Below are 19,807 nucleotides of genomic sequence, written 5' to 3'. Positions count from 1 at the left end.
AAGAACTCGCTCAGCCCGCGGTCACATCGACTCGGGCGCTTCCACGCCCACGATAGCGAGTGCGTTCGCCACCGCGTTCCGCGAGGCCTCCACGAGCGCGAGGCGGGCCGCGCCGACCTCCTCGTCGGCGTCGAGCACGGGGCACTCGCGGTAGAAGGTGTTGAACACCTCGGCGAGCTCGCGGGCGAACGTCGCCACGGTGTGGGGTTCGAGGTCGTCGGCCGCGGCCTCGACGACGGCGGGGAACCGCGCGATGGTCGCCAGCAGGTCGCGCTCGGCGTCGGTCGTCAGCACGGTCGGGTCGACCTCGCTCGCGTCGAGGCCGGCGGCGGCCGCCTCGTCGGCGATGCCGCAACAGCGCGCGTGGACGTACTGGATGTACGGCGCGGACTGCGCCTCGAAGTTGAGCGCCTGGTCCCACTCGAAGGTGATGGTCTTCGTGGGCTGTTTGGAGACGATGTCGTAGCGGACCGCGCCGATGCCGACCTGCCGGGCGATGCGGTCGATGTCGGCCTCGCCGAGGTCGTCGTCGCGGGTGCGGCCTTCGAGGCGGGTCTCGACCTCGTCGCGGGCGCGGTCGATGGCCTCGTCGAGGAGGTCGTCGAGCATGACGCCCGTCCCCTTGCGGGTGGACATCGTCTCGCCGCCGGGGAGGTTGACCCACGAGTAGATGACGTTCTCCAGTTTGTCCACGTCGTTGCCGAGGATGTCCAGCGCGGCGCGGAGCTGTCCGGACTGGAGCTTGTGGTCCTCGCCGAGGACGGTCACGGCGCGGTCGTAGTTGTCGAACTTCCACTCGTGGTGGGCGAGGTCACGGGTCGTGTACAGCGAGGTGTCGTCCGACCGCAGGAACACGAGGTTCTTCTCGAAGCCGTAGTCGTCGAGTTCGAGCTGCCACGCGTCTTCCTCGTAGACGGCGTGGTCGGTCTCCTTGAGGCGCTCGGCGAGGTCGCGGGTGCTCCCGTCGAACATGAACCGCGTCTCCTTGACGAACTCGTCGAACTCCGCGGGGAGGCGTTCGAGACACTCGCGCATGCCGCCGAGCACCTGGTCGACCACGGTCTCGACGCGGGCGTAGGTCTCCTCGTCGCCCTCCTCGATGCCCTGGAGTATCTCGGTGATTTCCGCTTCGGCCTGTTCGACTTCCTCGGGGTCGGCCTCTTCGAGGAACGCGTTGCCCTTGCGGTAGTAGCGGACGAGGTCGTACTCGACGCGCTCGCGCGCGGGTTCGCTGTCGAGTTCCGCTTCGTCGAACGTCTCGTAGGCCCACGTGAAGACGGCCATCTGGCGGCCGGCGTCGTTCACGTAGTAGTGGCGGTCGACGTCGTTGCCGGCGAAGTCGAGCAGGTTGGCGACGGCGTCGCCGATGACCGGGTTGCGGGTGCGACCGACGTGGACCGGACCGGTCGGGTTCGCGCTCGTGTGCTCGACGACGACGCTGTCGCCGGTCGCGGGCAGGCGACCGTACTCCTCGTCGGCCGCGGCGGCTTCGAGGGTGTCGTCGTAGTAGGCGTCGGAGACGTGGAAGTTGACGTACGGGCCCTGCGTGTCGACCGCGGCGAGGTAGTCGTAGCCCTCGACGGAGAGTTCGTCTGCGATGTCGACGGCGATTTTCGGCGGCGGCGCGCCGACGACCCCGGCGAGTCTGAAGGCGACGCTGGAGGCGAGCGTCGCGGGTACGTCCTCCGGCGGTTCCTCGACCCCGAGGTCGTCGGTGGGCAGGTCGAGCGACGAGAGCGCCGCAGAGAGCGCCGTCTCGACCTCCTCACGGAACTGTCTGAACATGTACGCGGATTCTCGATAGGCGGCTAAAGGCCTTTCCGAACCGTCCGAGCGACCGCGCGCCGCATCGAACGGTGACGCTCGCTTCCCCGGTCGACGGGGTGGTCTCACCGCCGCTCGCTCCGATACCTTACTGGTTAGGTAATAGTGGTATATCGTAAGCGGACGACATTCAAATCACGGGCGGCGACCCGCCGCTCTCACCACCCCACCCATGAGTCAATGCAACCACTGCGATGCGTTCGTGTCGAACAACTTCGTCCGAGTCTTCGGCGACCAGGACGGCAACGTGTACGCGTGTCCCAGTTGCTCGGCGAACGCGGGTATCTCACAGGTCAGCACCGAGCGGAGAGCGTCCTCCCTCTGAAGTCGCCACCCGGCCGCAGACCTTGACAGGTCCGACGCACGCGGAAGCACGCGCTCGCCACACCACCCACCGCACTACCCACCACACACCCACGGCGCTTTCCGCGTCTCAACGCACCCCCACACCGACCACAGCGGCCGGCACCGGTTCCCCGAATCGCGAGGTTTGGCCGCGTTGCCCCCGGACAACACCCTTTTCGCCGCGATAGACTGACCGACGGACTTACCCGTCCGCGATTGGAACTGTCGCGTATCCACGGCGGTCGCGCCCCGCCGCTTCTCTCCCCGCAAGCCATCTCATTTTTGGAACGCATTCCACTTACGATACGCTTATGGGGCGCGCGTTCGAAGCCGAGGGTATGTCAGAATCGGCAGTCGCCGCGGCGGTCGGGTACGACGAGTTGGCCACGCTCAAACTCGTCGCGCTCGACGGCGGGCGCTCCGGCCCGGTCAAGCTCTCCTGTTCCGGCGTCGCGAACCGACTCGACGTGTCGAACCAGACGGCCTCTCGTCGCCTCCAGCGCCTCGAAGAAGCCGACTTCATCGACCGCGAGGTCGTCGCCGACGGCCAGTGGATAACCATCACCGACGCGGGCGAGTCCGCGCTCAGACAGGAGTACGCCGACTACCGACGCATCTTCGAGACGCCCTCGGTTGTCGTCCTCGACGGCGAGGTCACCGGCGGGATGGGCGAGGGTCGCCACTACATCTCGCTTTCGGGCTACATGGAGCAGTTCAAAGACCGGCTCGGCTACGAGCCGTTCCCCGGCACGCTGAACGTCCGCCTCGACGACGACGCGGTCCGCGCTCGCGCCGGCATGACCGCCCTCGACGCGGTCCCGATAGACGGTTGGGAAGACGACGAACGCACCTTCGGCCCGGCGACGTGTTACGCCGCCTCGGTCGCGGTCGGCGACGAGTCCTACGAGCCGGTCCACATCATCGTCCCCGAGCGAACCCACCACGACGAGTCGCAACTGGAGATAATCGCGCCCGATAAGCTCCGCGACGAACTCGACCTCGACGACGACGACGAGGTCACGGTCCGCGTCGAGGAGGCGGATTACGAATGAGCCGCACCGCCGAGTCGACCGGCGACTTCGACGCCGTCTCGCGCGTTCTCGACGCCTTCCGCGCCGGCGAACCGGTGCTCGTCCACGACTTCGACGACCGCGAGGGAGAGACCGACCTCGTCTACCCCGCGGGCGCGGTCGGCCCCGCCGACGTGGCCCGGATGCGCAACGACGCCGGCGGCCTCGTCTGCGTCGCTCTCCCGAACGACGTGTCAGAGTCCCTCGGCCTCCCGTTCATGGACGACGTGCTCGACCACCCGGCCGCGTCGTCTCACGACCTCGCCTACGACTCTCGGTCGTCGTTTTCCTTCACCGTGAACCACCGCGACTCGTTTACGGGCATCACCGACCGCGACCGCGCGATGACCATCTCTCGACTCGCGCCCGTCGCCCAAGCCGCCCGCGCCGGCGACTACGACGCCGACGACTTCGGCGGCGAGTTCCGCGCGCCCGGACACGTCCACCTGCTCCGCGGCGCGCCGAACCTGCTTTCTGACCGGCAGGGCCACACCGAACTCGGCCTCGCGATGGCCGACGAGGCGGGTATCCCGCCGGCGGTCGTCGTCTGCGAGATGCTCGACGACGAGACCGGCGCGGCCCTCTCGAAGGACGCCGCCCGCGACTACGCCGACCGACACGGCTTCGCCTTCGTCGACGGCGACGGCCTCATCGACGAACTCGTCTGAGCGGTCGAGGGGGGTCCGCCCCGGTTTACCTTCTCACGCGCGCCCGTCGCGCCACGACCACGTCGGTTCCCAGCCGAGCAGCCGCTCCGCCTTCTCGGTCGAGACGAGCGCCTCGTGGCCCGAAAGGGTCGTTCTCACCTCCGCGCCGGGGTAGACCTCGCGGGCGACCCTCGCCGACTCGACGGTCGTCGAGGTGTCGGCGGCCGCGGCCCAGAACACCTCGTGGCCCGCGAAGTCGGCTTCGAGCGCCCGACGGACGAGTCGCGCGGCGTCCTCTCTGCCGAGGTACGAAAAGAGCGTGTTGCGCGCGGTGTGGAAGTGCCCGGCGTCCCGCAGTCCCGACAGCGAGCGGTCGGCCTCGGCGAAGGTCCGGCGGGCCTCCTCTTCGCTCGGCATCCACGGGAACCGGAGGCTGGCGACCGTTTCGGGGGCGTCGTCGCGGCGGACGAACCCCGCGGCGGTCTGCTCGGCGACGTACTTCCCGAGGCCGTAGGGGTTCGAGGGCGTCGCGCGGTGGGTCTCGTCCACCGGGAGGAAGTCGACGCGGGCGGGGTCGGGTTCGAAGCTCCCGCCGATGGCGCTCATGCTGGAGGCGGCGACCACGCGGTCGATGCCGAGCGCGGCGGCGACTTCGAGGACGACGTAGGTCGACTGGACGTTGCTCTCGAAGACGCGGTGGCCGGGGTCGTTCGTCGGCGTCGAGATGGTTCCGAGGTGGACGACCGCGTCGGCGTCGACGTCGCTGAGCGCCGCGGTGAGGTCGCCCGGGTCGAGCGCGCTCACGCGGTAGTCGCGGTCCGCGAGCGACGACTCGCTGTGCCGCGAGAGATTCGTGACGGTGTAGCCGCTCGCGCGGAGGTGGGCGACGACGGTCGGCCCGAGGTTTCCGGTCCCGCCCGTGACCGCGACGGATTCGAGGCTCATACCCCGTCATGGCGGCCCGCGGACAAAACCGCGGGGGACGCGGTGGTCGGGTCGTCATGATTTTAGAGGGGGGCCGCCGAAGGCCACTACATGGGATTTGACGAGATGGATGTCTCGACGATCTGGCAGAGTGGAGAGTACAAGGACTGGGAGGACGCGACGGTGCACGTCCTCACCCACGGTCTCCACTACGGGACGGGCGTCTTCGAGGGGGTTCGCGCCTACGACACCGACCGCGGCCCGGCTATCTTCCGCTGGGAGGAGCACCTCGAACGGCTCTATCAGTCCGCGAAGCCCTACGACATGGAGATTCCGTACACGCGCGAGGAACTCACCGAGGCGACCCTGGAGGTCATCCGGCGCAACGACCTCGACGGCGGATACATCCGCCCCATCGCGTTCTACGGCTACGACTCGCTCGGCGTCAGCCCCAAGGACAACCCGACTGAGGTCGCCATCGCGGCGTGGCCGTGGGGGACCTACCTCGGCGAGGACGCGCTCGAAAACGGCGTCGACGTGATGGTCTCGTCGTGGCGCAAGCACGCCTCCAGCCAGATTCCGACGAACGCGAAGACGACCGGGCTCTACGTGAACTCCATGCTCGCGGGCGAGGAAGCCCGCCGCAACGGCTACGTCGAAGCCATCGTCCTGAACAAGGAGGGCAACGTCGCCGAGGGCCCCGGCGAGAACATCTTCATGGTCCGCGACGGGAAGATTTACACCCCCGGTCTCTCCCAGAGCATCCTCGACGGCATCACCCGCGACACCGTCATCACGCTCGCCCGCGAGCGCGGCTACGAGGTCGACGACAGTGCGACCATCAGCCGCGGCGAACTCAACACGGCCGACGAGCTGTTCTTCACCGGCAGCGCCGCCGAAGTGACCCCCATCCGCAAGGTCGACAACGTCGTCATCGGCGAGGGCACCCGCGGCCCGGTCACGGAGGAACTGCAGTCCGCCTTCTTCGACCTCGTGGAGCGCCGCACCGACGACCACGAAGAGTGGTTCACCTACGTCGACGAGCAGTAGACGCCCGCGAAAACGAGCTCCCTTTTCACGTCACTGTACCGCCGCGTCCCGATAGCGACGGCCGCCGCCGCCGAATCCTTACTCGTTGCTGGGGACGCGCCCGTCGCCGGACTCCTCGGTCACTTCGATGTTGAACTCGTCCACGTGGTCCTGTTCTGCGAACCCGGCCGAGAGGACGCGCGTGAGTGCCTCTTCGACCTTCTCGCCGGTCTCCTCGATGTCTTCGGGGTCGACTTCCATCACGAACCCGGTGGTGATGTTCGGCGCGGTCGGCATGAAGACGATCTCCTTGCCGTCTTTGGTCGTCTTCCCGGTCTTGAACGCGGTCATTCGGATGCCCGGCCACGTTTCGAGACGGACCGGCTTCTGGAGGTCTTCGGTACCAGTGAGAGCGGTTTCGACCGCGAGCTTAGAAGCGTTGTAGACGACGCGAACGAGCGGGACCTTGTTCATGGCGCCGTCGAGGCCGGATTCGAGCAGGCGACCGGCCGTCGTCCGCATCAGGTAGCCGACCGAGAGAATCAAAAGCAGGAAGATGACGATGGCGACGAAGAAGCCGAACACCTCCGAGAGGTAGGCGTACTGGTCGGGGAACTCGAGGAGCGTCGCGACGTAGGGTATCCTGACGATGGCGTTGTAGAAGAGTGCGAGGATGTACAGGATGACGATGAGCGGAACGAGGACCACGAGGCCGCTGGCGAAGTCGCGTCTCCACGAGGACATTGATATCGGGTACGTGAACCCGCGGGCATAAGGGGATTTCTAGTGCGGGACGGGGGCGTACCCGCACCCCACCGCCCTCTCAGACGCCGACGACGGCCCGGAGCGCGAACAGGGCGTTTTCCTTGCGCTCGCGGACCCGGCGGTAGAAGTAGGAGAACCACTTGTCGCCGTAGGGCGCGTACTGCCACACCTCGACGCCCTCGGCGGCGAGTTCGCGCTGGGCGTCCTCGCGCACGCCCATGAGCATCTGCACCTCGTAGTCGCGGTCGTACTCCGCGCCGAGGTCCCGGGCGTAGGCTATCATCTCGGGGTCGTGGCTGCCGACCGCGATACCGCCGTCGTACTCCCGAAACAGGTACGCGAGGAGTTCCTTGTACGCCTCGTTGACCGCCGATTTCTGCTTGTGGGCGACCGCCGCCGGCTCGTCGTACGCGCCCTTGACGAGGCGGATTTTCCCCGGCACGTCGGCGAGGCGTTCGAGGTCCTCGGGGGTGCGCTTGAGGTTCGCCTGCACGCACAGCCCCATCCCGCCGTCGAACTCGCGGGCGAGTTCCTCGAAGGCGTCGAGGGTCACGTCGGTCGTCTCGTGGTCCTCCATGTCGCACCACAGGAAGACGCCGTGTTCGTCCGCCGCCTCGGCGATGCGCCGGTAGTTCTCCTCGAACACGCGGTCGCCCGCGTCGAGGCCGATTTGCGAGGGCTTGACCGACACGCAGGCGTCGATGCCGGTCGAGGCGATGTCCTCGACGAGGCTGACGTACGCCGCCGCGTCCTCGTCCGCGGGGCCGCGTTCGCCGTAGTGCTCCCCGAGGAGGTTGAGGATGACCGCCACGCCGTCGTCGTTCATCCGTCGGGCGTGGTCGAGCGCTCCCGCCGCGGACTCTCCCGCGACGAACCTGCTCGCGATGGGCGGAATCATAACGAACGATTACGACCCTCAGCTATTGAGGGTTATCATCGGTTCGGACGCGAAATCGAACGACCCCGGCGCTTCGAACGGCGACGAACCGTCGGAACTTACATTCTTCGCCGCCGACGGGTCGGTATGGTCGTCTCTCTCGTCGCCACCGCCTTCTGGGCGATGCTGCCCGCGTACGTGCCGAACAACGCCGCCGTCCTCGCCGGCGGTGGCCGCCCCATCGACGGCGGGCGCACGTGGGGCGGCCGGCGCGTCCTCGGAGACGGAAAGACGTGGCGCGGCACCGCCGCCGGGACGCTGGCCGGGACGCTCCTCGCCGTCGTCCTCAACGCCGTCGGGCCCGCGGTCTCGGGCGCACTCGGCGTCTCGCTCCCGACGTTCCCGCTCGCCGCCGGGTTCGGCCTCGCGCTCGGCGCGATGCTCGGCGACATCGGCGCGTCGTTCCTCAAGCGTCGGTCGGGCCGCGAGCGCGGTGCCGCCTTCCCCGGCCTCGACCAGCTCGACTTCGTCGTCGGCGCGCTCGTCCTCGCGCTCGTCGCCGCGCCCGGCTGGTTCTCGGCGACGTTCACCCTCCCCGTGCTCGCGGTCGTGCTCGTGATGACGCCCGTGCTCCACGTCGTCACCAACGTCGGCGCGTACCTGCTCGGGCTGAAAAACGAGCCGTGGTAGGCGGTCGAGCGTCCGCGCGCCGGGTCGCCAACCGACGCGCGCGAGTCGACGAGGTCGGTCCCGCGGTCGCTCGCGCCGCCGCCCCTTCGGTCCCCGCTCGTTCCTGTTACGAAGCCGATATCACCGCGAGACACCGCGATTAACTCGGGATAATCCGGGTCAAACGTCCCGTACTGCGCTGGACGGACGCCTCGGTTCAAGTCCCTCCGACGGTTGCGACTCGGCCAGATGAAGACAGAACGAATCTCACTCATCGTCGGTGGACTCGTGGCCGTCCTCGCGGCCGTCGGGACGGCCGCGCCGTGGCTCGCACCCGGCGGGGTCGACTGGACCGCCGCGGGCGAACTGCTGGTCGTCGGAACGACGGCGCTTTTCACCCTCACGGCCCTCGTCTGGGTCGTCCTCACCTACGTCGTCGGCGCGGGCTACGAGCCCCCGGCCCCGGAGTACGGCCCCGACGAGATTCAGGTCCGCATCCTCACCGTCGACGCCGAGTCGGTCGTCCAATCGACCGTCGACTCGCTCCCGGCGTCGTTCGACGAGGTCCACGTCGTCGCCGAGACCGACATCGACGTCGCGGGCGCAGCGGTCCACGCCGTCCCTGACGAGTTCGACTGCGACGCCGTCCGGAAGGGCCGCGCAATCGAGTGGGCGCGGCGGAACCTCGAAACCGACCGCGAGTACGTCCTCTACCTGGACGAGGACAGCCTGCTGGAGTCGTTCGACGGGCTTCCCGGCTCCGACGTGGTCCAACTGCGCGAGCGGCCGCGTCGGACCGACTCGCTGTTTTCCTACCTCGCCGACGTCTACCGGATGGGCGTCCAGATAGAACAGCGCGCCTTCGCGCGCCTCTCGATTCCGCTGTTCGCGTGGGGCGGCGGTATCGCCGTCCGCCGAGAGGTCGAAGAGGCGGTCACGTGGGACCGCGAGACGCTCGTCGAGGACACCGCGTTCGTCTGGGCGGCCGCACAGGAACTCGACGACTTCACGTTCGACCTCGCGACGGCGACCTGCGCCAACGAGGCCCCGCCGTCGCTCACCGAGATTCTCCAACAGCGCCGCCGCTGGGCCGCCGGTAACCTCGACGCCGCGACGGCGCTCCCCGCTCACTATCAGCTTCTCACTCGCGTCCGCAACTACGCGTGGGCGCTCTCGCCGGTGGTCACGGTCGTCGCCGTCCCCCTGTCGGTCCTCGGCGTCGGCCTCGTCGCCAGCGGCCTGTTCGCGCTCGCGTCGCTCGCGCTCGGCGCGCTCACGGCGTTCTGGTACCTCCGGGGCGTGGTCTACTACGGCCGCGACAAGTTCTCGTGGGCGCTCGCGGTCCCGCTCGCGCCGGTCGTCACCGTCGTCCACTCGATGGGGACGGTCGCGGGCATCCTCGACCCGCCCCGCGACTTCCGCGTGACGAAGAAGACCGGAAAGTAGGGGTCGCCCACAGTTCCGCGGTCGCGGGGGTCGCCGCGTCCGAACCACCCTGAGCATCGCGAACCGCCTCGAACCGCTCCGAACTTCCTCCGGACCGGTCCGAACCGCCCCCGAACCGTCCCGCTTAAGCGCCTCCCTGAACCCTCTCGAAACAAGATGGCGAACGCAGCACTCATCGAGGCGCTTCGAGCCGCCGACGCGGTCCAGTTCGGCGAGTTCGAACTCTCCCACGGCGGCACGTCGAGCTACTACGTGGACAAGTACCTCTTCGAGACCGACCCCCGGTGTCTGAAGCTCATCGCTGAGGCGTTCGCGGAGCGCGTCGCGGACGACGACAAGCTGGCGGGCGTCGCGCTCGGCGCGGTCCCGCTCGTGGCCGCGACCGCGGTCGAGACGAACAAGCCGTACGTCATCGCCCGCAAGAAGGCGAAGGAGTACGGGACCGCGAAGCGCATCGAGGGCGCGCTCGACGAGGGCGAGGAAGTCGTCGTCCTCGAAGACATCGCGACGACCGGCCAGAGCGCCGTCGACGCCGTGGAGGCGCTCCGCGAGGCCGGCGCGGTCGTCGACCGCGTCATCGTCGTCGTGGACCGACAGGAGGGCGCAGCGGAGCTGTTAGCCGAACACGACATCGAACTGGAGTCGCTTCTCACCGCCGAGGATCTGCTGGCTGACGCCGACCGCTAATACACGCTTGTGACTAATTCACTCGGAATCGGCAATCGAAGTATTCATTTTTGTGCAAGTACGAAGGCGGAGGCATGAACAGAGCAGAGAAGGCCGCACTCCAGTTGCAGGCTGTCTCCGTGCTCCGGATGCTCAAAGAGACCCGGACGTACGACGAGCTGGCCGAACTCACGGGACTGCCGGCCGGCGACCTCAACCGCTACGTCAACGGGCACGTCCTGCCCGGGGTCGAACGCGCCCGGGAGGTCGTCGAGGGCGTCGGCCGCGACGCGCTCGCCGACGAACTCGAAGCCCGCGTCCGATTCGACGACGAGGGCTACGTCGACAACTCCGGCGTCGTCTTCGACCAGTCGTTCCTCGACCTCGTCGCGCCCGTCGCGGCGAACACGCTGAACCTCGAACGCCCCGACGTGATTCTGACCGCGGCGACCGACGGCATCACTCTCGGCGCGGCGATGGCGAGCTACTTCGGCGCGCGACTCGCGTACGCGAAGAAGTCGAAAGAGACCGCCGTCGAGGACTTCATCGAGTCGCGCCAGCGCCTCGCGTCCGGCATCGAACTCACCTACTACCTCCCCGCCAGCGCCATCGACGACGGCGAGCGCGTCCTCGTCGTCGACGACCTCATCCGCTCGGGCGAGACGCAGGAACTCCTCTTGGACATCGCGCTGCAGGCCGACGCCGACATCGCCGGCGTCTTCGCGCTCATCGCCGTCGGCGACGAGGGGACGAACCGCGCCCGCGAACTCACCGACGCCCCGGTCGGCGCGCTGAGCAGTTTCGACTGAGGCTCCCCCGCGGCCGCTCGGATAAACGGCTCTAAACTCGTTAGTTCACTTACAACTGGTGGGAAAATAGGCACTTCTGTGCCGTTCTCACACGTCGAATGGGTCGTTTAACTCACGTTCGTGGGTAATTCTCCCCGGGAGGATGGTAATGCTTATGTGTGCAATCGTGGGTATGCTTAGTCGTGCATCATGGGGCTCTCTGAAACCCTCGCAAACTACTTCGACGTGCATAAACACGGGTCCACGGTCAGGACCGAGATTCTCGCGGGCATCACGACGTTCCTCACGATGTCGTACATCGTCGTGGTCAACCCGTCGCTTCTCACAGACCAACCGTACATCGAGGGCGTCGACGGCATCGCCATCGCCGGGTACACGCCGGGCGAGGTCCAGTCCATGCTCGCCGTCGTCACCATCCTCGCGGCCGCAATCGCGACCACGGTCATGGCGTTCTACGCCAACCGACCCTTCGCGCAAGCGCCGGGCCTCGGCCTGAACGCCTTCTTCGCGTTCACCGTCGTCGGTGCGTTGGGCGTCCCGTGGCAGACGGCGCTCGCGGCCGTCTTCGTCGAGGGCATCATCTTCATCGCGCTCACCGCGGCCGGCGCGCGGGAAGCTATCATCAAGGTGTTCCCCGAACCGGTCAAGATGGCCGTCGGAACCGGTATCGGGCTGTTCTTAGCGATTATCGGGTTGCAGGCGATGGGCATCGTCGTCGACGACACCGCGACGCTCATCACGATGGGTGACCTCGCGTCGAACCCCGTCGCCATCGTCTCCATCGTCGGCCTGTTCTTCACGTTCGCGCTCTACGCGGCGAACGTCCCCGGTTCCATCATTATCGGCATCGTCGGCACGTCGCTTCTCGGCTGGGGCCTCACCGTCTCGGGCGTCGTCTCGTCTGAGGCCAGTCTCGTCGCCGGTTCCTCGGCGGCCACCTACGACATCACGCCGCTGGCCGGCGCGTTCATCTCCGGCTTCGGCAACGTCGAGGCGTTCAGCTTCGCGCTCATCGTCATCACGTTCTTCTTCGTCGACTTCTTCGACACCGCCGGCACGCTCGTCGGCGTCGGCCAGGCCGGGGACTTCCTCGACGAGAACGGCGACCTCCCCGACATCGACAAGCCGCTCATGGCCGACGCGGTCGGTACCACCGCGGGCGCGATGCTCGGCACCTCGACGGTCACGACCTACATCGAGTCCGCCACGGGCGTCGAAGAGGGCGGCCGCACGGGCCTCACCGCGCTCGTCGTCGCCCTCCTGTTCCTCGGCTCGCTCGCCATCGTCCCGCTCGCGACGGCCATTCCGCAGTACGCCTCCCACATCGCGCTCGTCGTCATCGGCGTCGTGATGCTCCGCAACGTCGTCGACGTCGCGTGGGACGACATCACCGTCACCATCCCCGCCGGTATGACCATCCTCGTCATGCCCTTCACGTACTCCATCGCATACGGCATCGCGGCGGGCATCGTCTCGTACCCGCTCGTGAAGGTCGCCGCCGGCGAGTACGACGAGGTCAGCGCCGGCCAGTGGGGACTCGCCGTCGCGTTCTTCCTCTACTTCGTCATCCGCACCTCGGGCATGCTGCAAGCGCAGGTCTGAGACGCCGACCCGCGACCGCTCGGTTCCCCCGCGGGCGTGCGTTTCTCTCCGATGCGTCCGCGACACACACCACCGCCGCGTTTTTCCGCTCGGACTCCATACCTCCGAGCGATGTCTCAACTCGTCCTCTACGAACTGCAGGGCTGTCCGTACTGCGCGAAGGTGAAGAACAAGCTCGCCGAACTCGACCTCGAATACGAGTCGCGGATGGTTCCCAGCGCCCACGCCGAGCGCACGGAAGTCGAGGAGGTAAGCGACCAGACCGGCGTTCCCGTCCTCGTCGACGAGGAACACGGCGTCGAGGGGATGCCCGAGAGCGACGATATCGTCGACTACCTCGAAGAGACCTACGGCTCGGCGGCGTAACCCCCTCCCTCCCCTCTCGCGGCGGCCGCCGGGCTCCCGCTTACTGTTCTCGTTTTCGACCGCACGCGGTCTCGTAGCTCGCGCGGAGCGCGTCCGAGAGTTCGGTGATTCGGCTCGGCTCGATATCGACGGTCGCCCACGACCCGACGATGCGACCGTTCGCCTCGAACGGCAGGACGCGGTGTCGTTTCGCCACCGCCGCCCGCGACTCGGCCGACAGCGACGTGAGCGAGAGCCCCTGCTCGGAGACGACGGCGAAGAGCGTCCCGTTCGCCCGAAACGACGGGCAGCCGAAAAGCGCCGTCCGCTCGACCGCCGGCCACGAGGCGGCCTCGCGCCACACCGCGGCCGCGAGCGTTTCGACGGCGGCCCGCGATTCCTCACTCACGCCGTCGTTCCCGTTCGGCCCTCGCACGTTCGACATAGCAACCGCTACGCTGGCGACGATGATAACCATAGTAGCAACCGCACGAGAGCGTGCCGCGACCCTGCGGTTAGCTCTCTGCGGGGTCGCGGGTCCGCTCTCGAATCAGGTCGCGAATCTCGTCGGGGTCGTCGATGGCGGCGAGTTCCTCGCAGCTGACGATGCCGGTTCCGTCGACCGACTCGCGCTTCTGCTGTTCCTCGACGAAGTAGACCGAGCGCGTCCGCGTGATTTCGCCGAGCGAAGACATGATTTGGGCGCGCTTTTCGGCGCTGCGGGTGAACGACGAGTGGCCCGTGAGGACGTTCGTCTCCTTCTTGCGTCCGGCGTCCTCGCTGACGGCCTTGAACGGTGCGCGGGCGGTCGGGTGGACGGTGAAGCCGGCGCGCGTCAACACCGACAGAACGTGTTCGTCGTCGGGGTCCACGTCCGGGTCTTCGGGAGTCGGCTCGGCGTCGCGCACGTCCTCCGCGCCCGTGAGCACGTCGACCGGGCTCGAGAAGGGCCGGTCGAACAGCTCTTCGAGGTGAATCGCCACTTCGATGCTCGCGTTCATGCCGTTTTCGTACTTCGAGACGGTGCGCCGCGAGACGCCGAGCTCGGTCGCGAGCTGTCCGAGGCTCCACCCGCGTTCTTGCCGCTCTTCGGCGAGCACGTCGCCGTCGAGGCTCACGTACAGACCGCCGGGGGCGGCGTAGATGAGCGGGGGAACCTCCTCGACGAACAGGTCCATGGCGGTGTCGGGGTTCAACACCGGCACGCCGTGACGGAAGTAGACGACTCCGGGTTTGAGGTCCTCGTCTCGGGTCCGAAGCCCGACGACCAACGGCGTGGCGTCGAGGTACGAGCCGAGGCGTCGCATCTCGGAGCCGGTGACGCCGTCGAACGCGTCGATGTTCCCCAGTATCTTGAGGAGCAACAGGTCCTCACCTCTCCGGGCGGCGAGGTCGAAGCTCTTCGGCCGGATGGCGATGCGGTCGCTCACGACGAAGCCCGCGTCTTGGAGCATCGCGGCGACATTACCAACCAGCGCTGACCGGGACATAGGGGGCAATAAGCGATTCGGCCCATAAAGCGTTTTCCCCGGTATCGCCGCCCTCGCCGACGTGTATCCCTTCTCGATGCCGCATTTATATAGCCGCGACCGACCCGAAAGGCGTTACTGCGCCCTCCGGCAATCTCCGGCGATGACCGTCATCGGCCTCGACGACACCGACTCCCGCACCCTCGGGATGTGTACGACGTACTTGGCGACGCTCGTCGCAGAGGCAGTCGAGGCCCGCGGCGGGACCGTCGAGCGGCGACTCCTCGTCCGCTTGAACCCCGCGGTCGAACACAAGACCCGCGGGAACGCGGCGCTGGCGCTTCACACCGACCTCCCCGCGGGCGCGGCGCTCGACGTCGCCCGCGACGAGCTCGACCGCTGGGCCGTCCTCGACGACGACCGAACCAGTCCGGGCCTCGTCGTCGCGCCGGGGTCGCCCGACACGGTTTCGACCGCCGTCGCCGACTTCGCCCGCGACGCCGTCCGCGACTTCCACGACCTCGACGACGCGGTCGACCTCGCGGAGCGCTCCGGGTTTCTGACCGAGGGTTGGCACGGCGGGCGGGGGCGCATCGGCGCGCTCGCGGCCGTCGGCGCGTGGGCCGCTTTCGACGAGTGGACCTACGAACACATCTCCTACCGCGAGTTCCACCGCTGCGGGACGCCCCGCGAGGTCGATTTGGACTCCGTCTTCGACGCGGCCGACGCGGCGTATCCCGACGCGTGGGACACCGTGGACCGCGAGGAGGGCGAGGCCGTCTGCGTGCCGAACGCGCCGGGACCGATTCTCCACGGCATCCGCGGCGACGACGCCGACACCGTCCGCGAGGTCGCCGCCGCCATCGACTCCGAGCCCGTCGACCGCTCGGCGACGTTCCTCACGAATCAGGGGACCGACGCGCACCTCCGCGACGGCGCCGTCTCGGACCTCCGCGACGGCCGCGCCTACCGCGTCGCCGGCACCGTCGCCTCCGACCCGGAGACGCGCGCCGGCGGCCACGTCTTTTTGGACCTCGAAGCCGGCGACTCGACGGTCTCCGTCGCCGCCTTCGAACCGACGAAGCGCTTCCGGAACCGGGTGCGGGCGCTCCGCGTCGGCGACGCCCTCACCGCCTGCGGCGAGGTCGGAGACGGGACGCTCAAACTGGAGAAGTTCGCGGTCCGCGACCTCGTGCGCACGGAGCCCGCGACGCCGGTCTGCCCCGACTGCGGGCGGACGATGAAAAGCGCCGGGCGGAATCAGGGCTACCGGTGTCGCGACTGCGGGACCGACGCGCCCGGCAAAGTCGAGCGGGCGGTCGACCGCGACCTCGAACTCGGCTGGTACGAGGTGCCGCCCTGCGCCCGCCGACACGTCGCCAAACCGCTCGTTCGCGGCGGCTTCGACGCGGCGACGCACCCCGAACGCTGAGCCCGCGGCTCGCGGCCGTCTCCCTCAGTCTTGGACGACCAGCACGTTCGTGTTCTCGCGGCGGTCGACGAACGACCCCCCGGCGGGCGGCTTCACGTCCACGACGAGCGTCCCGTCTTCGCGGTTCGCCCCGAGTTCGGCGTCGACGTGAACAGTCGCTGCCCCGCCGCCGCCGGTCTTTGCCGTCTCAACGCCGTCGATTTCCGCGGTACCGGATTTCACGATGACCGTCGCCCCCTCGACGGGGTTTCCCTCGTGGTCGACGACGGTGAAGTCGAGGTCCTGTGCGCCCGGACCGACCACGTCTGGCGTCGGCTTCACGTCGAGTTCCGAGGTGGCGAGACCCTGCACTCCCGAGAGCATGTTGAGCATGACGCTCATGCTGGCGACGCCGACCACGAGGGCGACGACGAGGCGGACCGGGAGACCTTCGATGGCGCGCGTGTCTGACCGAAACGTATCGAGCATGGGCCGTCTGGCCGCGGGTTCGTATATAAACTCTCGCCCGGAGGTTCAAGTCGCATCGCGGGACCAGTCCGCGCCATGCACACCATCGGCCGCGACTCGGACGAAGAAGGCCCCGTCTGCCGGTTCGGGAACTACCGCGCCCGCGACGGGAGCGAGGGCGCGGCCGTCGGCCTCGACGTGAACCGCCCGCACGCGGCGGTCGTCGTCGGCAAGCGCGGAAGCGGGAAATCCCACACGCTCGGCGTCATGGCCGAGGGTCTGGCGCGCGCCGCGGGCGTCGCGCCGGTCGTCATCGACCCGATGGGCGTCTTCGGTGGCCTCGAAGCGTCGCCGATAGACGGGACGGTCCACGACGCGCCGAGCGTCCGCGCCGACGCGCTCCCGCCGAGCGCGTGGCCGGACCTGCTCGGTCTCGACCCGACCGCCCCCGCGGGGTCGCTCGTCTGGCGACTCGCGGCCGAGGAAGACTCGCTCCTTGCGATGCGCGGGGCGGTCGACGACGCCGACGCCGCGCCCGAGACGCGCAGAGCCGCGGCGAACCACCTCGCGCTCGCCGACTCGTGGGGCGTGTTCCACCCCGACGGGCTCGACCCGCGGTCGCTCTGCGGTCCCGCGCCCGACGTGCTCGACCTCTCGGGACTGGACGAGACCCCCGCGAGCGCCGTCGTCCGCGTCGTCGCCCGCGGTCTCTACGACGCCCGCGTCGCGGACGCTGTCTCTCGCATCCCGTGGGTGCTTCTCGACGAGGCCCACGCGTTCGTCGGCGGGCTCGCAGACTCCGCGCTTCGGACGCTTCTCACGCGCGGGCGAGCCCCCGGCGTCGGCGTCGTTCTCGCGACCCAGCGGCCCTCGGCGCTCCCCGAGGTCGCCGTCTCGCAGGCCGACCTCCGGGTCGTCCACCGACTCACCGCCGGTCCCGACGTGTCGGCGATGGCGGCCGCAGACCCGACGTACTTCGACGAATCGCTCCGCGCTCGGCTCCCGCGGGAACGCGGGTGCGCGCTCGTCGTCGACGACACCACGGAGACGGTCCACGACGTGCGGGTGCGTCCCCGAGAGACGCCGGACGGGGGTGCGACGCCGCGGGCGGTTCCAGACCGTGACCGTTCCGAAACCATCGAGTAGTCCGGCCGGAGAAGAGCCGTATGGACCGCTCGGAACTGGCACTGGTCGCCTTCGGCGGCTTCGCCGGGGCGCTACTGCGCTACGGCGCCTCCGTCGCGATTCCCGGCGCGGGCGGTACCCTCGCCGTGAACGTCCTCGGGAGCTTCGTCCTCGGGACGTTCATCACGTCGGTCTCCTCCCGCCGGGCGCAGTTGTTCTTCGGGACCGGGCTGCTCTCGTCGTTCACGACGTACAGCACGTTCGCCGTCCAGACCGCGTCGCTGTCGCCGATGGGCGGCGCGCTCAACGTCGGCGCGAACTACGCGCTCGGCTTCGCCGCCGCCGCGCTCGGCCTCGCGTTCGGAGGACGGCGATGAGTCTCTCGCTTCTCTCGGCCGTCCTCGTCGGCGTCGGCGGGATGGCCGGCGCGGTCTCTCGGCACACCGTCGACCAGCGAATCGTCGGCAAGTGGAGCACCGTCACCGTCAACGTCCTCGGGAGCGTCGCGCTTGGATTTCTCGTCACTGCGCCCGTCGGCGACGCGGCGGTGGCGCTCGCCGGAACCGGATTCTGCGGGGCCTTCACGACGTTCTCGTCGTTCGCGGTCGGCGTCGCGGAACTCGCGGACGCGGGCGACTACGACACGGCGGCCCGCTACGCCTTTGGGACGTTGCTGGCGGCGTTGGTTGGGGTGGCGATTGGCGGGGCGGTGGGTGGGACGGTCGGGTGAGTCCGGCGCTCACCGCCCGCCCGATTCGACGGCCGCCTCGCGCTCGTCGAGGAACCGTTTGGTCCCCCGCCTGACGATGAACGGGAAGCGGCGGGCGAGATACAGCCCGATTCTGGTCGTCAGGTCGGCGGTGACGACGAGACGGGTCGACTCGATTTTGTCGGCGAACTTCCGCCCCACGTCTTCGGGGTCACTCATCATCGACGACGGGAGTCCGAGTCGGGCCGCCGACCGGGTGGCGGTGTAAGGCGGGTGCATCACCGAACAGGAGACGTTCTCGCGTTGCAGTTCCATCCGGAGCGAACGGGTGAACGCCTCGATTGCGCCCTTCGTCGACGCGTACCCCGATAGTCCCGGCGTGCCGACGAGTCCGACGCCGGAACTCACGTTGTGGATGTGCCCCGAGTTTCGGGCCCGCATGTGCGGCAGGACGGCCCGTATCATCCGAAGGTAGCCGAAGTAGTTCACCTCGAACTCCTCGCGCGTGTCGTCGAGCGTTCGGTCGTCGAACAAGCCGAAGTTGAATATCGCCGCGTTGTTGAGGAGGATGTCGATGTGTCCCCACTCGTCCAGGAGTCCAGCCACCGCCGCCTCCACGTCGTCGTCGTTCGTCACGTCGCACTCGTAGACGCGGACGCGGTCGGGATACGCCTCCTGAAGCGGGCGAAGGGCGTCCACGTTGACGTCGAGCCCGGCGACTCGGTAGCCCTTCTTCAGGAGCGCCACTAGCGTGTGGTAACCGATTCCCTCGTTCGCGCCGGTCACCACGACGACCCGCCCGTCGGTTGTCCCACTCGTCATACTGTACCGACGTCACGCGAGAATATGGCGGTGTTGACGCCCCCTTACGGCGCTCTTCCGGTAAGGGTCGGGGATTTGAACCTCAGTCGCTCCGCTCGCTACCGCTCGCTTCGCTCCTTGGTTCAAATCCCGCCTGTCGTCGCTTACAGATTTCACTCACTGTCGCTCGGCGACGAGACGCCTCGCTGGAGGAGTTGAAATCAGAGAAGCGCCCGAGGCGGGATTTGAACCGTGCCGACGTCACTCGCTACACTCGCTCGTCGTCGGGTTCAATCCCTTTGGGGTATTCACGAGAATTACGCTCGCGCCGAGACGAGACTCGGCGCTCAGAGAGTAATTCATCGAAAAGTACGCCCGAGGCGGGATTTGAACCCGCGTCACGACCGTGACAGGGTCGTATGATGGGCCACTACACCACCCGGGCTTACTGAAGTGAGTTTTGCGGTACGGAGAGCGCCCGAGGCGGGATTTGAACCCGCGTCACGACCGTGACAGGGTCGTATGATGGGCCACTACACCACCCGGGCCCTCCGTCTGCACTCATCCGTAGCCGAGGTTTATAGATAAGACTTACCATCTGGGTTGCCCTTGGCCCGCGGTACCGCGATTCTTGCCCCGAAGACATTTATATCGCGATACCCCATGCCAACACGTGACGATTCGCGCATCTCCGGTGCGTGACCTCCGATAGCGTCGCCTTTCTTCGACGCAGTTGGCAAGTGTTAAATGGGTGCGTCCCAAAATCAGCCGTAGTATCCCGTGACAGCTTCTTCCAGCACCCAGCA

General features: G+C 68.0%; 22 protein-coding genes and 2 tRNA genes. 14 read left to right on the top strand and 10 right to left on the bottom strand.

The genetic code is table 11. The features are described from left to right. Positions 1–21: 21 nt before the first annotated feature. The gene (gene argS, locus C454_RS05850) at positions 22–1,785 is read right to left on the bottom strand and encodes an arginine--tRNA ligase (RefSeq protein ID WP_004973621.1); all 1,764 of its coding nucleotides are present in this window, start codon (positions 1,783–1,785) and stop codon (positions 22–24) included. 211 nt (positions 1,786–1,996) lie between these two features. On the opposite strand from argS, the gene C454_RS21340 reads away from it, so the two are divergent. The 3 genes from C454_RS21340 (at position 1,997) to ribB (ending at position 3,907) form a co-directional block, all read left to right on the top strand. After that, positions 1,997–2,149, top strand: coding sequence for a DUF7563 family protein (locus C454_RS21340; RefSeq protein WP_425492066.1), 153 nt, complete (start codon positions 1,997–1,999; stop codon positions 2,147–2,149). A 331-nt stretch (positions 2,150–2,480) separates the two neighbouring features. After that, positions 2,481–3,221, top strand: coding sequence for a DUF120 domain-containing protein (locus tag C454_RS05845; protein WP_004973619.1), 741 nt, complete (start codon positions 2,481–2,483; stop codon positions 3,219–3,221). Next, on the top strand, positions 3,218–3,907 hold the full coding sequence (ribB, locus tag C454_RS05840; RefSeq protein ID WP_004973617.1) for a 3,4-dihydroxy-2-butanone-4-phosphate synthase: 690 nt from the start codon (positions 3,218–3,220) through the stop codon (positions 3,905–3,907). The genes C454_RS05845 and ribB overlap by 4 nt, the downstream gene beginning before the upstream one ends. A 33-nt stretch (positions 3,908–3,940) precedes the next feature. Here ribB and C454_RS05835 read toward each other — a convergent pair whose 3' ends face one another. Next, the gene (locus tag C454_RS05835; RefSeq protein ID WP_004973615.1) at positions 3,941–4,831 is read right to left on the bottom strand and encodes an NAD-dependent epimerase/dehydratase family protein; all 891 of its coding nucleotides are present in this window, start codon (positions 4,829–4,831) and stop codon (positions 3,941–3,943) included. 90 nt (positions 4,832–4,921) lie between these two features. Between C454_RS05835 and C454_RS05830 the strand changes: the two genes are divergently transcribed. Continuing rightward, positions 4,922–5,860 (top strand): branched-chain amino acid transaminase, encoded by a 939-nt coding sequence (locus C454_RS05830; protein ID WP_004044594.1) that lies wholly within the window; start codon positions 4,922–4,924, stop codon positions 5,858–5,860. Positions 5,861–5,938: 78 nt separating this feature from the next. Here C454_RS05830 and C454_RS05825 read toward each other — a convergent pair whose 3' ends face one another. Both C454_RS05825 and C454_RS05820 read right to left on the bottom strand, forming a co-directional pair. Continuing rightward, entirely contained in the window at positions 5,939–6,583 is a 645-nt protein-coding gene (locus C454_RS05825; protein ID WP_004973610.1) for a DUF502 domain-containing protein, read from the bottom strand. A gap of 79 nt (positions 6,584–6,662) precedes the next feature. Continuing rightward, the gene (locus tag C454_RS05820; RefSeq protein WP_004973608.1) at positions 6,663–7,502 is read right to left on the bottom strand and encodes a proline dehydrogenase family protein; all 840 of its coding nucleotides are present in this window, start codon (positions 7,500–7,502) and stop codon (positions 6,663–6,665) included. A gap of 126 nt (positions 7,503–7,628) precedes the next feature. Here C454_RS05820 and C454_RS05815 point away from each other — a divergent pair, with 126 nt between their 5' ends. The 6 genes from C454_RS05815 (at position 7,629) to C454_RS05790 (ending at position 13,039) form a co-directional block, all read left to right on the top strand. Further along, positions 7,629–8,171 carry a CDP-2,3-bis-(O-geranylgeranyl)-sn-glycerol synthase gene (locus C454_RS05815; protein WP_004973607.1) on the top strand — a complete coding sequence of 181 codons (543 nt, stop codon included), beginning with the start codon at positions 7,629–7,631 and terminating at the stop codon, positions 8,169–8,171. A gap of 228 nt (positions 8,172–8,399) precedes the next feature. Next, positions 8,400–9,596 carry a glycosyltransferase family 2 protein gene (locus C454_RS05810; protein ID WP_004973604.1) on the top strand — a complete coding sequence of 399 codons (1,197 nt, stop codon included), beginning with the start codon at positions 8,400–8,402 and terminating at the stop codon, positions 9,594–9,596. A 156-nt stretch (positions 9,597–9,752) separates the two neighbouring features. Continuing rightward, complete coding sequence (gene pyrE / locus C454_RS05805) at positions 9,753–10,283, top strand: orotate phosphoribosyltransferase (protein WP_004973603.1); 531 nt, start codon at positions 9,753–9,755, stop codon at positions 10,281–10,283. A gap of 74 nt (positions 10,284–10,357) precedes the next feature. Next, a complete protein-coding gene (locus tag C454_RS05800; RefSeq protein WP_004969046.1) occupies positions 10,358–11,071 on the top strand; it encodes a phosphoribosyltransferase family protein in 714 nt (237 codons plus the stop codon). A 189-nt stretch (positions 11,072–11,260) separates the two neighbouring features. Continuing rightward, positions 11,261–12,673: an NCS2 family permease gene (locus C454_RS05795; protein ID WP_004973598.1), complete on the top strand. Its 1,413-nt coding sequence runs from the start codon at positions 11,261–11,263 to the stop codon at positions 12,671–12,673. Positions 12,674–12,784: 111 nt separating this feature from the next. Further along, on the top strand, positions 12,785–13,039 hold the full coding sequence (locus C454_RS05790; RefSeq protein ID WP_004973596.1) for a glutathione S-transferase N-terminal domain-containing protein: 255 nt from the start codon (positions 12,785–12,787) through the stop codon (positions 13,037–13,039). Positions 13,040–13,079: 40 nt separating this feature from the next. On the opposite strand, the gene C454_RS05785 is transcribed toward C454_RS05790, so the two are convergent. Together C454_RS05785 and C454_RS05780 are read right to left on the bottom strand one after the other, a co-directional pair. Beyond that, the gene (locus C454_RS05785) at positions 13,080–13,463 is read right to left on the bottom strand and encodes a hypothetical protein (protein WP_004973595.1); all 384 of its coding nucleotides are present in this window, start codon (positions 13,461–13,463) and stop codon (positions 13,080–13,082) included. 70 nt (positions 13,464–13,533) lie between these two features. Continuing rightward, entirely contained in the window at positions 13,534–14,508 is a 975-nt protein-coding gene (locus C454_RS05780) for a transcriptional regulator (RefSeq protein ID WP_004973594.1), read from the bottom strand. 142 nt (positions 14,509–14,650) lie between these two features. Between C454_RS05780 and C454_RS05775 the strand changes: the two genes are divergently transcribed. Further along, entirely contained in the window at positions 14,651–15,919 is a 1,269-nt protein-coding gene (locus C454_RS05775; RefSeq protein ID WP_004973593.1) for a tRNA(Ile)(2)-agmatinylcytidine synthase, read from the top strand. Between the two features lie 24 nt (positions 15,920–15,943). Here C454_RS05775 and C454_RS05770 read toward each other — a convergent pair whose 3' ends face one another. Then, positions 15,944–16,387, bottom strand: coding sequence for a DUF7382 domain-containing protein (locus C454_RS05770; RefSeq protein WP_004973592.1), 444 nt, complete (start codon positions 16,385–16,387; stop codon positions 15,944–15,946). 75 nt (positions 16,388–16,462) lie between these two features. On the opposite strand from C454_RS05770, the gene C454_RS05765 reads away from it, so the two are divergent. From C454_RS05765 to C454_RS05755, 3 genes are read left to right on the top strand one after another with little or no spacing between them, the layout of a single operon-like run. Next, positions 16,463–17,512: an ATP-binding protein gene (locus C454_RS05765; protein ID WP_004973587.1), complete on the top strand. Its 1,050-nt coding sequence runs from the start codon at positions 16,463–16,465 to the stop codon at positions 17,510–17,512. Positions 17,513–17,532: 20 nt separating this feature from the next. Continuing rightward, complete coding sequence (locus tag C454_RS05760) at positions 17,533–17,868, top strand: CrcB family protein (RefSeq protein ID WP_004973586.1); 336 nt, start codon at positions 17,533–17,535, stop codon at positions 17,866–17,868. After that, the gene (locus C454_RS05755) at positions 17,865–18,221 is read left to right on the top strand and encodes a fluoride efflux transporter FluC (protein ID WP_004973585.1); all 357 of its coding nucleotides are present in this window, start codon (positions 17,865–17,867) and stop codon (positions 18,219–18,221) included. The genes C454_RS05760 and C454_RS05755 overlap by 4 nt, the downstream gene beginning before the upstream one ends. Positions 18,222–18,230: 9 nt before the next feature. Here the strand turns inward: C454_RS05755 and C454_RS05750 are convergent, their stop codons facing one another. The 3 genes from C454_RS05750 to C454_RS05740 all read right to left on the bottom strand — a co-directional run bounded on the left by C454_RS05750 (position 18,231) and on the right by C454_RS05740 (position 19,549). Continuing rightward, complete coding sequence (locus C454_RS05750; protein WP_004973584.1) at positions 18,231–19,022, bottom strand: SDR family NAD(P)-dependent oxidoreductase; 792 nt, start codon at positions 19,020–19,022, stop codon at positions 18,231–18,233. Positions 19,023–19,373: 351 nt separating this feature from the next. Next, positions 19,374–19,446 (bottom strand) — tRNA-Asp (locus tag C454_RS05745). A 30-nt stretch (positions 19,447–19,476) separates the two neighbouring features. Then, positions 19,477–19,549 (bottom strand) — tRNA-Asp (locus tag C454_RS05740). Between the last annotated feature and the right edge of the window lie 258 nt (positions 19,550–19,807).

Origin of the sequence: Haloferax gibbonsii ATCC 33959, assembly GCF_000336775.1 — an archaeon.
In the GTDB taxonomy this organism is placed as follows: domain Archaea; phylum Halobacteriota; class Halobacteria; order Halobacteriales; family Haloferacaceae; genus Haloferax; species Haloferax gibbonsii.
The sequence above is the reverse complement of the archived record's forward strand: the minus strand, read 5'-3'. Positions and strand labels throughout refer to the sequence as shown.

Bases quoted from the DNA above. Each gene is read 5' to 3' on its own strand.
- argS (WP_004973621.1), bottom strand. From the start codon at position 1,785: ATGTTCAGACAGTTCCGTGAGGAGGTCGAGACGGCGCTCTCTGCGGCG.
- C454_RS21340 (WP_425492066.1), top strand. From the start codon at position 1,997: ATGAGTCAATGCAACCACTGCGATGCGTTCGTGTCGAACAACTTCGTC.
- C454_RS05845 (WP_004973619.1), top strand. From the start codon at position 2,481: ATGGGGCGCGCGTTCGAAGCCGAGGGTATGTCAGAATCGGCAGTCGCC.
- ribB (WP_004973617.1), top strand. From the start codon at position 3,218: ATGAGCCGCACCGCCGAGTCGACCGGCGACTTCGACGCCGTCTCGCGC.
- C454_RS05835 (WP_004973615.1), bottom strand. From the start codon at position 4,831: ATGAGCCTCGAATCCGTCGCGGTCACGGGCGGGACCGGAAACCTCGGG.
- C454_RS05830 (WP_004044594.1), top strand. From the start codon at position 4,922: ATGGGATTTGACGAGATGGATGTCTCGACGATCTGGCAGAGTGGAGAG.
- C454_RS05825 (WP_004973610.1), bottom strand. From the start codon at position 6,583: ATGTCCTCGTGGAGACGCGACTTCGCCAGCGGCCTCGTGGTCCTCGTT.
- C454_RS05820 (WP_004973608.1), bottom strand. From the start codon at position 7,502: ATGATTCCGCCCATCGCGAGCAGGTTCGTCGCGGGAGAGTCCGCGGCG.
- C454_RS05815 (WP_004973607.1), top strand. From the start codon at position 7,629: ATGGTCGTCTCTCTCGTCGCCACCGCCTTCTGGGCGATGCTGCCCGCG.
- C454_RS05810 (WP_004973604.1), top strand. From the start codon at position 8,400: ATGAAGACAGAACGAATCTCACTCATCGTCGGTGGACTCGTGGCCGTC.
- pyrE (WP_004973603.1), top strand. From the start codon at position 9,753: ATGGCGAACGCAGCACTCATCGAGGCGCTTCGAGCCGCCGACGCGGTC.
- C454_RS05800 (WP_004969046.1), top strand. From the start codon at position 10,358: ATGAACAGAGCAGAGAAGGCCGCACTCCAGTTGCAGGCTGTCTCCGTG.
- C454_RS05795 (WP_004973598.1), top strand. From the start codon at position 11,261: ATGGGGCTCTCTGAAACCCTCGCAAACTACTTCGACGTGCATAAACAC.
- C454_RS05790 (WP_004973596.1), top strand. From the start codon at position 12,785: ATGTCTCAACTCGTCCTCTACGAACTGCAGGGCTGTCCGTACTGCGCG.
- C454_RS05785 (WP_004973595.1), bottom strand. From the start codon at position 13,463: ATGTCGAACGTGCGAGGGCCGAACGGGAACGACGGCGTGAGTGAGGAA.
- C454_RS05780 (WP_004973594.1), bottom strand. From the start codon at position 14,508: ATGTCCCGGTCAGCGCTGGTTGGTAATGTCGCCGCGATGCTCCAAGAC.
- C454_RS05775 (WP_004973593.1), top strand. From the start codon at position 14,651: ATGACCGTCATCGGCCTCGACGACACCGACTCCCGCACCCTCGGGATG.
- C454_RS05770 (WP_004973592.1), bottom strand. From the start codon at position 16,387: ATGCTCGATACGTTTCGGTCAGACACGCGCGCCATCGAAGGTCTCCCG.
- C454_RS05765 (WP_004973587.1), top strand. From the start codon at position 16,463: ATGCACACCATCGGCCGCGACTCGGACGAAGAAGGCCCCGTCTGCCGG.
- C454_RS05760 (WP_004973586.1), top strand. From the start codon at position 17,533: ATGGACCGCTCGGAACTGGCACTGGTCGCCTTCGGCGGCTTCGCCGGG.
- C454_RS05755 (WP_004973585.1), top strand. From the start codon at position 17,865: ATGAGTCTCTCGCTTCTCTCGGCCGTCCTCGTCGGCGTCGGCGGGATG.
- C454_RS05750 (WP_004973584.1), bottom strand. From the start codon at position 19,022: ATGACGAGTGGGACAACCGACGGGCGGGTCGTCGTGGTGACCGGCGCG.